Source organism: Clostridium collagenovorans DSM 3089 (assembly GCF_900130005.1).
Classification (GTDB): Bacteria; Bacillota; Clostridia; order Clostridiales; family Clostridiaceae; genus Clostridium_D; species Clostridium_D collagenovorans.
The window spans coordinates 1-12,673 of sequence record NZ_FQXP01000021.1 but is presented as its reverse complement, the minus strand read 5'-3'; the positions used below and the strand labels follow the sequence as shown (position 1 = coordinate 12,673).

At 26.5% G+C, this 12,673-nt stretch carries 12 protein-coding genes, 1 tRNA gene and 2 rRNA genes; 12 read left to right on the top strand and 3 right to left on the bottom strand.

Annotation, left to right across the window (positions count from 1 at the left end; genetic code table 11):
* From rrf to BUA48_RS15115, 4 genes are all read left to right on the top strand, one after another.
* Positions 1–107: ribosomal RNA gene (gene rrf, locus BUA48_RS15130) — 5S ribosomal RNA — on the top strand; the annotation flags it as partial.
* A gap of 8 nt (positions 108–115) precedes the next feature.
* Positions 116–192: transfer RNA gene (locus BUA48_RS15125), tRNA-Arg, on the top strand.
* Between the two features lie 551 nt (positions 193–743).
* Complete coding sequence (sfsA, locus tag BUA48_RS15120) at positions 744–1,433, top strand: DNA/RNA nuclease SfsA (RefSeq protein WP_072832877.1); 690 nt, start codon at positions 744–746, stop codon at positions 1,431–1,433.
* A 58-nt stretch (positions 1,434–1,491) separates the two neighbouring features.
* Positions 1,492–1,983 (top strand): NAD(+) diphosphatase, encoded by a 492-nt coding sequence (locus BUA48_RS15115; RefSeq protein ID WP_072832879.1) that lies wholly within the window; start codon positions 1,492–1,494, stop codon positions 1,981–1,983.
* A 479-nt stretch (positions 1,984–2,462) separates the two neighbouring features.
* Here the strand turns inward: BUA48_RS15115 and BUA48_RS15110 are convergent, their stop codons facing one another.
* Both BUA48_RS15110 and BUA48_RS15105 read right to left on the bottom strand, forming a co-directional pair.
* A complete protein-coding gene (locus BUA48_RS15110; RefSeq protein WP_143147736.1) occupies positions 2,463–2,828 on the bottom strand; it encodes a hypothetical protein in 366 nt (121 codons plus the stop codon).
* Between the two features lie 249 nt (positions 2,829–3,077).
* Entirely contained in the window at positions 3,078–4,349 is a 1,272-nt protein-coding gene (locus BUA48_RS15105) for a DUF1576 domain-containing protein (RefSeq protein WP_072832875.1), read from the bottom strand.
* Positions 4,350–4,767: 418 nt separating this feature from the next.
* Here BUA48_RS15105 and BUA48_RS15680 point away from each other — a divergent pair, with 418 nt between their 5' ends.
* The 5 genes from BUA48_RS15680 (at position 4,768) to BUA48_RS15085 (ending at position 8,682) form a co-directional block, all read left to right on the top strand.
* Positions 4,768–4,929 carry a hypothetical protein gene (locus BUA48_RS15680; protein WP_178138999.1) on the top strand — a complete coding sequence of 54 codons (162 nt, stop codon included), beginning with the start codon at positions 4,768–4,770 and terminating at the stop codon, positions 4,927–4,929.
* Positions 4,930–5,029: 100 nt separating this feature from the next.
* Entirely contained in the window at positions 5,030–5,347 is a 318-nt protein-coding gene (locus tag BUA48_RS15100) for a hypothetical protein (RefSeq protein ID WP_072832874.1), read from the top strand.
* Between the two features lie 1,044 nt (positions 5,348–6,391).
* The gene (locus BUA48_RS15095) at positions 6,392–7,501 is read left to right on the top strand and encodes a hypothetical protein (RefSeq protein WP_072832873.1); all 1,110 of its coding nucleotides are present in this window, start codon (positions 6,392–6,394) and stop codon (positions 7,499–7,501) included.
* Position 7,502: 1 nt separating this feature from the next.
* Positions 7,503–7,877, top strand: a complete 375-nt coding sequence (locus BUA48_RS15090) for a hypothetical protein (RefSeq protein ID WP_072832872.1) — start codon at positions 7,503–7,505, stop codon at positions 7,875–7,877.
* 133 nt (positions 7,878–8,010) lie between these two features.
* A complete protein-coding gene (locus BUA48_RS15085) occupies positions 8,011–8,682 on the top strand; it encodes an ABC transporter ATP-binding protein (protein ID WP_084666389.1) in 672 nt (223 codons plus the stop codon).
* 265 nt (positions 8,683–8,947) lie between these two features.
* Here BUA48_RS15085 and BUA48_RS15080 read toward each other — a convergent pair whose 3' ends face one another.
* On the bottom strand, positions 8,948–9,169 hold the full coding sequence (locus tag BUA48_RS15080; protein ID WP_072832871.1) for a hypothetical protein: 222 nt from the start codon (positions 9,167–9,169) through the stop codon (positions 8,948–8,950).
* 380 nt (positions 9,170–9,549) lie between these two features.
* Between BUA48_RS15080 and BUA48_RS15075 the strand changes: the two genes are divergently transcribed.
* The 3 genes from BUA48_RS15075 to BUA48_RS15065 form a co-directional block, all read left to right on the top strand.
* Positions 9,550–10,719, top strand: a complete 1,170-nt coding sequence (locus BUA48_RS15075; RefSeq protein WP_072832870.1) for an MFS transporter — start codon at positions 9,550–9,552, stop codon at positions 10,717–10,719.
* A 14-nt stretch (positions 10,720–10,733) separates the two neighbouring features.
* The gene (locus tag BUA48_RS15070; protein ID WP_072832869.1) at positions 10,734–11,675 is read left to right on the top strand and encodes a GNAT family N-acetyltransferase; all 942 of its coding nucleotides are present in this window, start codon (positions 10,734–10,736) and stop codon (positions 11,673–11,675) included.
* 912 nt (positions 11,676–12,587) lie between these two features.
* Positions 12,588–12,673 (top strand): 16S ribosomal RNA (locus BUA48_RS15065); the annotation flags it as partial.

The window sequence follows — 12,673 nt, the reverse complement described above, 5'->3', positions numbered from 1 at the left end:
ATAGCGTAAAGGTAACACCCCTTCCCATTCCGAACAGGCAGGTTAAGCTTTACAGCGCTGATGGTACTGCAGGGGAGGCCCTGTGGGAGAGTAAGACATCGCCAGGTAAAAACTTGCGTCTTTAGCTCAGCTGGATAGAGCAACGCCCTTCTAAGGCGTGGGCCAGGAGTTCGAATCTCTTAAGACGCACCACAGCATCTTCTAATTTTAGAAGATGCTTTTTTATTGTTATATAGATAATTGACTATAATAATAAGATATATAATTAAGATAACACTTCACTAAATTCTAAGTTATTAACAATTTTAAGTTTTCAAAATCACATCTAATAATATATAAGTCAGATAGCATACATAAGTGTCTTAAACTTATAAAAATACTAAGTAATTATCCACAACATATTTTTAAACATATCCACAATGTATATAACTTTTACATAGTACCTGTTCATAAGTAGAAACAATTAATTTTCAAAGTATAGTATCAATAGAATAAAAAAATATTATTTTAGCCCTTCTTAAATATTTAAGTAGATACTCAAGTGTTCCTTTGTATATTTTTCAGTTAATATATGTGTAATAAACTTAATAATTATAAATACTATGCTATAATAGTAACTAATAAATTAAATAGTTTTATATGATAATTATAAAGATACTATAAAAAATATTATCTTTAATAAACATAGGAACATAATATCTTAAAATGATATATCTTAGGGATATATAGAAATGAGGTGTATTATGAGATTTGAAGAAAAGATAGAGAAAGCAAGATTTATTAAGAGGCCTAATAGATTCCAGGCTTATATAAATCTAAACAATGAAGAGATAATGGTTCACGTTCCTAATACCGGTAGATGTAGAGAAATATTAGTAGAAGGAACTGAGGTTTTATTAAGAAAGGGTAAAGAGGGAAGAAAGACACCTTATTCTTTAATAGCAGCTTATAAAGGAAATAAATTAATTAATATAGATTCACAAGCACCTAATAAAATTGTTGAAGAAGCTTTGCGAAATAAAATGATACCTGAATTAGTAACTTATGAGAATATAAGTAGAGAAAAAACTTTCGGTAATAGTAGATTTGATTTTAAGCTTATTAATGGCGAAGGTATGGAATACTATTTAGAGGTTAAAGGTGTTACTTTAGAAGTAGATGGCCATTCTAAATTTCCTGATGCTCCTACAGAAAGAGGGACTAAACATTTATTAGAATTAATAGAGGTTAAAAAGCAAGGTAAGGGTGCAGGAGTTATGTTTCTACATCAAATGGATGAGATAATAGACTTTAGACCTAATGATGAAATGGATAAGAACTTTGGAGATGCTTTAAGATTAGCTTATAGTAATGGAGTTGATATCTTTGCTTATGAATGTAGAGTAGATGAAGAAGAAATCTTCTTAACAAAACCTATAAAGGTAATACTATAACATTTAAATAAGGAGGGTGTATCATTTTTTAGTTATTAATAATGATACAATTAAAATAATGAAATTTAAATATTGCCCAATATGTGGGGGAAAGTTAGTAGAGAAATATAGTTGGGATGAGGGCGGAGTTCCTTATTGTGAAAAAGATGATAAAATGTTTTTTGATGTAGCAAAACCATGTATAGTTGTTGCGGTTATCAAAAATGATGAGGTTTTATTATTAAAGCAAAGTTATATTTACAAAGATTCTAAAGTCCTAATATCAGGATATATAAGTAATGGCGAGAGTGCAGAGGAAACAGTAGCTAGAGAAGTGCTTGAAGAAACGGGAATCGAGATAAATGACATCAGATATTTAGGAAGTGAAAGCATAGAGTCTAAGGAATTAATTATGTTAACTTTTGTAGCAAATTATCATAATGGTGAAATTAAAAAGTCTTCAGAAGTAGAAGAATTAGGCTGGGTGAAGATAGAGTCAGCTTTAGATGAAATGAAAGAAGATATAATAGGAAGAAATGTAATAAAGAAGTTGTTAAGTATGAGAAAATAAACTTTATATTTAAAATTAAAAGTTATGGCTAAGTATGAATTTAAAATAAGTTTTAATTGAGACATTCGATTTAATCCATAAAAGGTATTAAGAGTAGACTAATATATTTTATAGTTAATAATTTTAAGTATATTTAGGTTTAACTTTGCTTATATTTAGAAAATTATATAAAAAGCTAAGAAAGCTACACAATTATATATGTAGCTTTCTTAGCTTATTTAACAAATCAAAATATTTAATTTTAAGACTTATAATAAAGTTATATAATTACTTATTTTAAATTTAGATATAAATTATTAGTAAATTATAAGGTATTTAAATAAGCAATAAATATAATTTTTATATCTAAGCATTTATTAAATAAGAAAATGGTACATACAAGTGTAGAAACTTAATTTAAAAATATTTTAATCTTTTGTTATTTATGAGGTTATCTTTTAAGTTATTTATATAATAATGTTAAATTGTTATTAATTAAACTAATTTAAACGTTTTATATTAAATTCAAGTACTCGTTCATCCTTATTGTAATTAATTGAGTAGTCATCAATCATCATACCAACTAAAGTAAGTTCAGTATCTAAATCATTATCACCACTTAGATTCCAATAATATTCTTCCATCTCATGACATCTTGGTGCAGATAATAATTCATTAGATGATTCTAAAACTTTATCAGATATACTGATTCCAAATGCCTTTAGGTTTATAGTAGTTTCTTCAGTAGTAGTGTTAACTTTTATTTCTAAATTCGTACTACCATATTTGTAGCAAAAACTCATTAGTTCATTAACTAGTTTCATCGTTCTTTGATTTAAATGCTTCATATCTTTAACCCGACACAAAATCAGATTCTACCTCCTATCTTAATGATGTGTATATATCTTATAATATGTAACTTATTAAGTATATATTTACTTTATATTAAGTAAATTAATAGGCACATTAGTAAGTATATACATAAATAAGTTCAACTACAAGTTAATCATAGTTGAACCATATAGAAATATTAAATTAATCTTTATAATAATTTATCAAAGTTAATGATATTATACAATATAAATCATATTTAATCCAATAGTAAATATGAATAATTAGTGATCTGCAGAAGAATTAAATTTATTTTTTAAGGAAGTAATTATGGGTACAAGCATTACAGCTACTAATCCAGCTGCAAAACCATTATTATATAAATTTAATCCACCATGAAGTCCTCCAACATTGGCAACTATACATATGTGAAGAAAACCAGCTACCATTCCCCAGAAGAATCCGAAATTACCGGCAATAGGAGCTAAACTAGTACTAAATAATATACCTAAAATCATTCCTGGACTATCTATATTCCAAACATTAAAGAATACACATAAGGATGCACCTAGCATTATGGGAACTACATTTTTTATATGCTTACCAAAGCTTCCAAAACCAACTATAGTAAATATTCCACCCATAGTAGGACCGTTTAAACTACTGCCTAGTAACAATACTACGGAGGTAGCCAGTATACCTAATATACCCATATTTATAAAGGTCGCACCTTGCCCAAATAATATATAAAAGTCGGATATAAGTCTACCAGGTTGAGCAAATATCTTTTTTAGCTTTTTAAAACCATCTTTATCAAAAATTACTCCTAGTATTATAAAGGATATAAACATTGTGTATAATATTATTGAGAATAATAGGTTATCACCAGTATCCCAAATTAATCTTGGTTCAAAATCTATTCCGAAGGTTCTTAATAAGGACATTAATAAAGTTCCTATTAAACCAGCTGCAAAGCCTATATTATAAAGCGTATAACCTTGATGCATTTTTAAACAGTTAGAAGCAACTGGAGGTAATAAAAATCCTATTAATACACTTGTAAAAATAGAGGCTATAAATCCTATACTTGCATTATGAAAAATGCCTGTAAATAAGAATTCATTAAATATAGGAGCTAATGTGGTACCGAATAAGGCTATAAGGATATAATTTAAGAATGGCTCATCCTGATACTTTGAGTATAACCAAACACCAATTATTATAGGCCATACGTTTAACAAATTTTTGCCAAACAATCCAAATCCAAAGATTAAAAAAAGAACTGTTATAGTAGAACCATTTGGTTTAATTCCTACTAATACTAATAAGCCTAAGCATAATAAGGATAGGGTACCTGCATTTATGAAGGCTGCACCAATTCCACCTAATGCTATATAGTCAGTTATTAGTATGTTAGATTGAAATAAAATGTTTTTTAAACCTGTAAATATTTCTGTAGGAGTATCTATAAGGAATCCTAACAGAATAAATAATAAGAAATATGCCATTAATATATAATAAGTAGAATACATTTTTCTTTTTATATTATATTGCATACAATTAACTACCCCTTTAATTATTATTTTAAATGCAATTGAGATTATCCAATTATTTAAATATAGTAACAGATTAATAAATTTAAAAATTAAAATTTTTAAATTTTCAATCAAGAATGTATATTCAGTATCATTTAATACTTATCATTTAACAATTAATACAAAGTAAACTCATATTATATGGATAATTTATCTACATATTTTAATAATTTTAAAATATTATAGACTTTGTAAATGATAATAAATAACGTATATAATATAATTATATACATATAATGAGATACTAGCAACCTTATATAAGTTTATAATTTGTAAAAATTAAAAAATTTAAATAAACGACATAATTTTTAATAAGCCTTTATTTAGCTTGTCGTATGTTATAATAAATATACTAGTTTAAATAAAAGAGGTGATATGTATGGTTATGCCATATAATTGTAGTAAGTGTCCTGAAAATAAAAAGGGATGTAATTGGAACATAGAGCAATGTATGTGTAAAAGATGTCCTAGAAATTTAGCTGAATGTTTAATTGTTAAATATTGTAGAGAAACAGAGTCACCTATTTACATGGAAGAGTAACCTTTATTATCATAAAAATATATTTCAAAATTATGATTAAATAACTTTTAAAAAGAGATAATAAAAACATGCCTTAGATAAAGAAAAGGAGTGTGTTTTTATGAGGTTTAAAAATATCTTAAGTTCTAAAATGATAAATGATAGTTATATACCAAATAAAAATAGTTATGGAATGGTTAGTTCCTATAGTGGACCAATTACTAATGGAAGCTATGATGATAATGAAGGCGTAATAGAAAATATGGAAGAGGCAATCATGGAGGATGAGTATTTATCTGAAAGTGATAAGATGAAGATGGCTAATGTATGCGAAGGCTATAATCTTAATAGTGGCTTAAATGCAGAAGTTAACTCTCAAAGGAGTTGCAGTAACTGCAAATATATGAATGATAACAAATGTAGTAAAAATATATTCTAATATAATTAATAAGAATAGATGAATAAGAAGAATAAAAAAACTAAGCTTTAGTTTTTTTATTCTTTATTTTTTGTAAAACTAAATACATATCTTTAGTTTTATGAATTTAATCTATGTTTATAAATTTATAAGAAAATAAATAAATTTAACTTATATGTATAGTATTATAAATAAGATGAATAAACTCAAATTATCTTTATACTTTTAGCATAAGATAAGTAAATTTAACTTATATGTATAGTATTATAATAAGATAAATAAACTTAAATTATATTTATGCTTTTAGCATAAGATAAATAAATTCAACTTAAATCTATTACATTAGTATAAGATAATAAAATACTATTATGCTGTGAATATATGATTAAGTATATAACTGCGTAGCTTTAAGATTTAAAATACATAGAAACTATAAAAATAAAACATTTACAAAGTAGTTACAAAGAATAAAAATATTTTATGTAAACAACATTATATAGTATAATTATTAAAAAAATACATTAATTATAAATTATTTACTAATTAAAATTAATAAAGATAATTTAACAAATAATAAAGAGAAAATCTACTAAATTAATTAAAATAATATTTTAAATTAATAAACTTTCAATTAGCATATTAATACTAATTCATTTCTAAGAAAAAATAAGGACTTAATAATTTAAATTAATATGGTATATCACAATCTAAGGTCATGACCAAAATAATTCCCACTAAAAAATATAATATATCCAAGTTTTACTCACAGTAAATTATAAGACAACTACATATATTGTTATCTTAAATTATCAATTTGTTGATTTCATTTTTATCAAAAACTTAAATAAAAACATAAAAATATTATCTAAATTACTATGTTAAAAAGTTTGCTTTACTTAATTTTGAGTAATATGTAAGCATCAATTACTATCCTACATATATGGTTGAATGCTTGTTTTTTCAATAAGTAAATTGAAGTTTATTACTTATAAGTTTAGTTGTTGAAGTATATAAAATTAATTTTTTATAAGTTATAAGGGGGAAAGGTTTGTAGCCGAATATATTATGAAGAAAATAAAATTAATAATCTTAGCAATAGCATCTTTAATGACATTAACAGCTTGTTTTCCAACAGGGGAAAATGTTAAATCTGAACAATTAGAAACTTTGAGTACAAAGGAACTTCCAAGATATATAAGATTGGATGGTTATGAAAATCTAGTTGTAGATGCAAAGGTAGTGGCTGATATTGAGCAGAAATGGTATGAGTATAAAGCAAGCATAAAGAAATGGGACATAGATGAAGTTAAGGAAGTACTAGCACCAGATAAGGTGATTAAAGAAAGAGTGGAAGATGTAAATTTAAAATCCTATACATTTGATGATTCATTTTGTCTTTATTTAGATGAGGTATCAATTAGATTTGTTAACCAAGAGTTAAGTAATCGTTACTATGATAAGTATATTCGTAAATATTCTTCTTTTGTAGCTGATGACTTAGAAAATGATTTTCCTAAGGAAAATTTAGATAACGTAAATAAGGAGGAGGCTATTACACTAGTACGTAATAAAATTAAAGATTTAGGAATAGAAGTTAAGGAAGAACCTCTAGTTATTGCAATGGATGTTGATAATTTAACTAAATTAACAGATTATAATGAGGATATTCCAGAAAGCAAAAAACAACTTCATAAATGGGAAAAAGATGATGAAGCATATGCAATAATATTTTATGGGTTACAAGGGGGAAATAAAGTAACCAGTGAAGGTTACATGACTAATCCTGATTATGCAACAGGAACTAGGATAAAGTCTCTAGTAAGTAAAGATGGATTGATTAGTCTTAGTATAAGTGATGTTTATGAAATTAAAGAAAAGAGTGAGTTAAGTAAAGAAATTTGTTCGCCTAATCATGTTGTAGATGTAATAAAGGATAAATATAAGGATGTAATTTTAACTGACCCTGTGGAGGTTTCAGAAATTAAATTGGAATACCTACCTAAAGCTATCAATCTAAAAGAAAATTCGTACTCACTGTCACCATTTTGGGTTTGCAATATAAGTAAAACAGAAGAATATACAAAGGAAGGTAAAACTGATAAGGTTATTTCGAATTTTAAAATTTTTATTGATGCTATCTCCGGAAATGAATTTTCTATAGGGGGGATGATATAAGATGAATAAAAAAGTTTTTAAAATGAACTTAGCTCAAATATTTAGCAGTTATATATTTTATCTTTCTATAATTTTAGTAGCAGCAGTATGTTATATTGCTACTAGGCAATATATTAGACCTGGTTTTACAGATATTATATCTATTGTAGAGTTATTAATAGGACTAAGTATGTTTCAAAAGCTTTTATTAGTATTAGCCGCTATACCATTTGTGGGAAGTTTTTGTGATGAGTGGAATGATGGGTATATAGGAAATGTTGTATTGATATGTGGAGTTAAAAAGTATGCAGGAGCAAAGATATGGTCATGTGCTTTGTCATCATTTTTAACAATATTTTTAGGAATAACACTATATATATTAGTACTATCTATTTAATTACAAATTATTTAATTATATAAATTATAAGAGCGATGTATATGCAGACTTAATAAATATTTCTCCCTTAATGTACGCATATACATATATAACTATTTTTTCTTTAGGTATGTCTGTTTGGTGTGTCTTAGGAATGGTAGTATCAGTATACATACCTAATAAGTTTGTAGCACTTAGCTCACCAATTATACTTAGCTATTTATTAACAGAAGTAACGGTGTTAAGAGATATAAATATGAGCTTTGAAAGAGGTAAGATTCATGGATTAGTTGGAAGGAATGGATCGGGAAAGACTATGCTATTAAAATGTATTTGTGGTTTAGTCATACCTACAAGTGGAGAGATAATAGTAGATAATAAGAGGATTGGAAAGGATATAGATATACCAGATAACTTAGGTGCTATTATAGAGTCACCAGGTTTTTTACCTAATTATAATGCCTATATGAATTTGAAATTTTTATCTATGATAAATAGTAAGGTTACTAAGGAAGAAATATATAAAATATTAGAGAAGGTTGGACTTGATCCAAAAAGTAAAAAGCATGTTGGAAAGTTTTCTTTAGGGATGAAGCAAAGACTGGGATTAGCTCAAGCTCTAATGGAGGATCCAGATATATTAATATTAGATGAGCCTATGAATGGATTGGATAAGCATGGAGTAAGTGAAATGAGAGATATATTATTAAGTATATCTAAGGAGAATAAGACCATAATCTTAGCTAGTCATAATTCAGAGGATATAGATATATTATGTGAACATGTATATGAAATGGATGGGGGAATTTTTGCACAAATAAAGTAATCTACACAAGGGACTTTTAAATATATACCTTTCAATAACAACTCTTTATCATATTTAGAATTAACTGTAATTAAATAAACCTAGTTCAAATTCAAAGTGTAGATTTTTAATTGAAACTTATACAATAATATTGAGCAATTAAAATATTTTAAGGTAGTCACTAAAATATAAAAGTATTACTTGGGAAATAAATCCAAAATATTGTCAGGATTTATTAGAGAGTACTTTATATTATAATGGCTACCTTTTTTGTTTAAAGCTCATATTATTTTTTACTGTTATAGTTATAACGCTCAATAAATCTTTGAATAGGTAGAGTCAAATTCTCTATTTGCATAGGGGTTGGAATACCATTATTATTCATAGAAGCTACATTTTCAGTTGGCTTAGAACCATAAGAAGTATCAACATCATTTAACTCTTGTGAAGCATTATCGTTAAATTGAACATTAGTAGAATTATCAAGTGAGTGTTTATTCTTTTTCATAGCAACTCCTCCTAAGTTTATATGATTTTAGGCTCTATAGAATTTCTAGATTTTTTCTAGTATAGAATAAAGCATCTAATATTTTACATAAGGAACTCTAAGTATCAGATTAAAACCTAACCTAAAGTTTAGAATTCAACTTATTTAAAGTTAGTATGTAGTCAGAGGTATTAAAATATGTATAAAAGAAAGGTTTTTATAGTTTAAAAGTAAAGTTTTATTTTGAAAATTTTATGTAAGTAAATTTAATATATGCAATTATAAGTATTTTTAAATATTTATTTTATACTTATTGAGGTGTTATAATTAATTACTAGAATGAGGAGTTTAAAGTCATAATAAATTAGAGGGAAGTGTAGAAATGCATCTGGTGAGAAAAAATGAATAAGAAAAAAAACAATTTAATATTGATAGTGTTTATGTTTATTATAATGGGGGTAATGGCTGGAGCAGAAAATTTAATAAATATATTTATACCTATATTTAAAACTGAGTTTGCTCTGGATAACTCTATGATTGGAACCATAGTATCTATGGGATCCTTTGCGTACTTAATGTTTACGTTTATTGGAGGATTGCTTTCTGAAAAGTTTGGACAAAAGAAAGTATTCATTTTAGGACTTAGTGCCATATTTATGTCCTTAGTTTTTTATAGATTTGTAGGTGGTTATAAATCTTTATTACTTAATGTAGGACTACTTAATGTTGGATTATCATTAACAGCTATAGCCATAAACACTGTTATACCTGTTGTTGTTTTAAGTTTTCAAGCAATTATAATGAGTTTAACTCACTTTTTTTATGGTGCAGGCTCAGCAGCTGGTCAAGCCATAGGAAATACATTGTATAGTAATGGCATGCCTTGGCAAAATATATATACTATATTTGCAGGGGTAATGTTAGTTATATTAATAGCGTTTCTTTTTGTTAAGGTACCTAGGATTGAAACCTTAGAAGAGGAAAAGAAGGTAAGCTTCAAGGATATGTTCAAAAATAAATTAGTATATTTTTATATTTGTGGATTAGGGTTTTATATTATAGCGGAATCTGGTACCTTTAGATGGCTTACTAATTATATAATAGATACTTATGGCTACTCACAGAGTAAAAGTGGTATGTATGTAACTTTATTCACCATTGTATTTTCCATAGGAAGACTTTTAGGTGGATTTATAGTTGAAAAGTTAGGGTACCTAAATACTGTTATAGGATCTTTAGCTATAGGGGTAGTATTATATGCAGTAGGTTTATTATTAGGTGCTAATGGACTTATGCTTGTTGCATTATCAGGTTTCTTCTTAGCTATAACCTTCCCTGTTGTACTTGTAAGTATGAGTGGTGTTTTTAAGCAGAATGCAACTTCTATAACAGGAACTATAGTTACCTGTGCAACCACTATAAATATGTTAGGCCAAATGCTTATAGGTAGATTGAGTGATACAGTAGGTACGTACCATGCTTTATTTGTAATACCTTTAAGTTTAATCATATCTATAACATTTTTAACGTTAATACAAAGACAGTCAAAGGTATGTAGCGTTGATGATTAGGGAGAGAGTAGTAAATGTCAAAAAGTAAGTGTGTAAGTTTAGGTTTGGTAAAGGGAAACGATAGGGAGTATATAGTTAAGGATAAAAATAATATAACATTAGGTAGAATTTTTATTGTTGAATTAGATAAGGAAAATAAGAATTGTATATTTAGATTGAATTTTTATAAGATTGGAAATGAGAGTTATGAGTATCTAGTTGATACCTTAGAACTTATGTTGTCAATATTATTCCATAACATGTTACTTAAGAAAGCAAGCGTAATTGTAGATGAAGAAATGATTATAGATGCTTTTTTAGATGTTGGTTTTGAATTAGAAGGAATATTAAGAAACAATAAGAATGCTACTAAGAATGTTAAATCGGAATTTTTATTTGGAATAACTAGTGAGGATTATACAGAGGGATATATAAGACTTCCTGTGACATTAGAGGGAAAAAGAATAGATTTAAGAGTTCTAACACCAGGTGATTCAGAGGAAATGCTAGATTACTGTATTAGAAATAAGAATCATCTAAAAGAGTTTGAGCCTAAAAGAAGTGATAGCTATTATACCTTAGAGTATCAAAGAAATAGTTTAAGTGATTCATATAAGGACTTTCTAAATGGTAAGAGTATTAATTTTGGTATATTCGAAGAGGAAGAACTCATAGGTAAAGTTAGAATATCTAATATAGTAATGGGTGTATGTAAAAGTGCAACTATAGGTTACTCCATAGATGAGCTTAAACAAGGTAAAGGGTACATGAAGGAAGCTGTTAATATGGCCATGGAATATGCTTTTTATGATGTAGGTATACATAGAATAGAAGGCTCTACTTTAGTTGATAATTTAAAATCTCAATCTGTATTAATTGCATGCGGATTTAAGAAGTTAGGTTTAAATGAGAAATATCTATATATAAATGGTGAATGGAGAGATCACATTACTTTTTATAAAATAAGAGAAGAATAAATGAAACAAATAAATTAGTTATTAAAAAAGAGGCTGGGTAGTAAAGAGGTAACGCATATTATACTGAGTTAAGAATTTTAAATTAACAGGGTATAAAGTAGGAAACTTCTTTAATGCAATAGCCTTTTTTCTTTTATGTGTATTAAGAATAAGGATATTGAAGAAAAAAATATAGATTTAGTTAAATATTAAATCTACATCATCGTAAGTTATTACATATTAAATTTTTTTATGATAAGAAATATGAATGAAGTTGATTTCATGGAAGATATATATTAAAAAAATTAAGATAGCTATATCATATTTCCCACGTGAGTATTATTATTTAATAAGTATTAGGTAATAAATAAAAAATATAATGTAGAAAGTTAAAGTTTATAAGGAATATAAGATAAAGAAGTTTAATTAATAAATAAGATTTTAAGTTTTAAGTTATATAAATTAAGATAAAAGATAGAGTATATAGGGAAATTATATATATAAAACAGAGAGTATTTACGTAAATGGGCGTATAAAAGTGTAAATAATTAAGAAAACATATCCTAGTGTATCAATAAATCATATTTATAGAAAATAAAAGAAAAAAAGAGGAAAAAGCTTATAATTTCTCTAAATAAGGTTTAAAAGCATAATATGATTAGAAATTAATGATATTATATTACTTGTCGCTGAGAGGCGATGACAACTACGAAAGAAATTAACAAGTAGTTGTGAAAAAAACTTTTAAAAAATATATTGACAAACGATTAAATGTTTGTTAAAATATTAAGAGTCGTCAGGTGATGACGGCGAATGACATGGTCTTTGAAAATTAAACAGAGTAATAAAGAAACAACTCGTAAAATGCTTTGAGTAATAAATAAAATCTTATCGAAAGATAAGTAGTCAGTGAATACTGAGTAATCAAACTTTTAAATTGAGAGTTTGATCCTGGCTCAGGACGAACGCTGGCGGCGTGCTTAACACATGCAAGTCGAGCGATGAAGTTCCTTCGGGAA

Bases quoted from the DNA above. Each gene is read 5' to 3' on its own strand.
- BUA48_RS15100 (WP_072832874.1), top strand. From the start codon at position 5,030: ATGAGGTTTAAAAATATCTTAAGTTCTAAAATGATAAATGATAGTTAT.
- BUA48_RS15105 (WP_072832875.1), bottom strand. From the start codon at position 4,349: ATGCAATATAATATAAAAAGAAAAATGTATTCTACTTATTATATATTA.
- BUA48_RS15095 (WP_072832873.1), top strand. From the start codon at position 6,392: ATGAAGAAAATAAAATTAATAATCTTAGCAATAGCATCTTTAATGACA.
- BUA48_RS15115 (WP_072832879.1), top strand. From the start codon at position 1,492: ATGAAATTTAAATATTGCCCAATATGTGGGGGAAAGTTAGTAGAGAAA.
- BUA48_RS15680 (WP_178138999.1), top strand. From the start codon at position 4,768: ATGGTTATGCCATATAATTGTAGTAAGTGTCCTGAAAATAAAAAGGGA.
- BUA48_RS15090 (WP_072832872.1), top strand. From the start codon at position 7,503: ATGAATAAAAAAGTTTTTAAAATGAACTTAGCTCAAATATTTAGCAGT.
- sfsA (WP_072832877.1), top strand. From the start codon at position 744: ATGAGATTTGAAGAAAAGATAGAGAAAGCAAGATTTATTAAGAGGCCT.
- BUA48_RS15080 (WP_072832871.1), bottom strand. From the start codon at position 9,169: ATGAAAAAGAATAAACACTCACTTGATAATTCTACTAATGTTCAATTT.
- BUA48_RS15070 (WP_072832869.1), top strand. From the start codon at position 10,734: ATGTCAAAAAGTAAGTGTGTAAGTTTAGGTTTGGTAAAGGGAAACGAT.
- BUA48_RS15075 (WP_072832870.1), top strand. From the start codon at position 9,550: ATGAATAAGAAAAAAAACAATTTAATATTGATAGTGTTTATGTTTATT.
- BUA48_RS15085 (WP_084666389.1), top strand. From the start codon at position 8,011: ATGGTAGTATCAGTATACATACCTAATAAGTTTGTAGCACTTAGCTCA.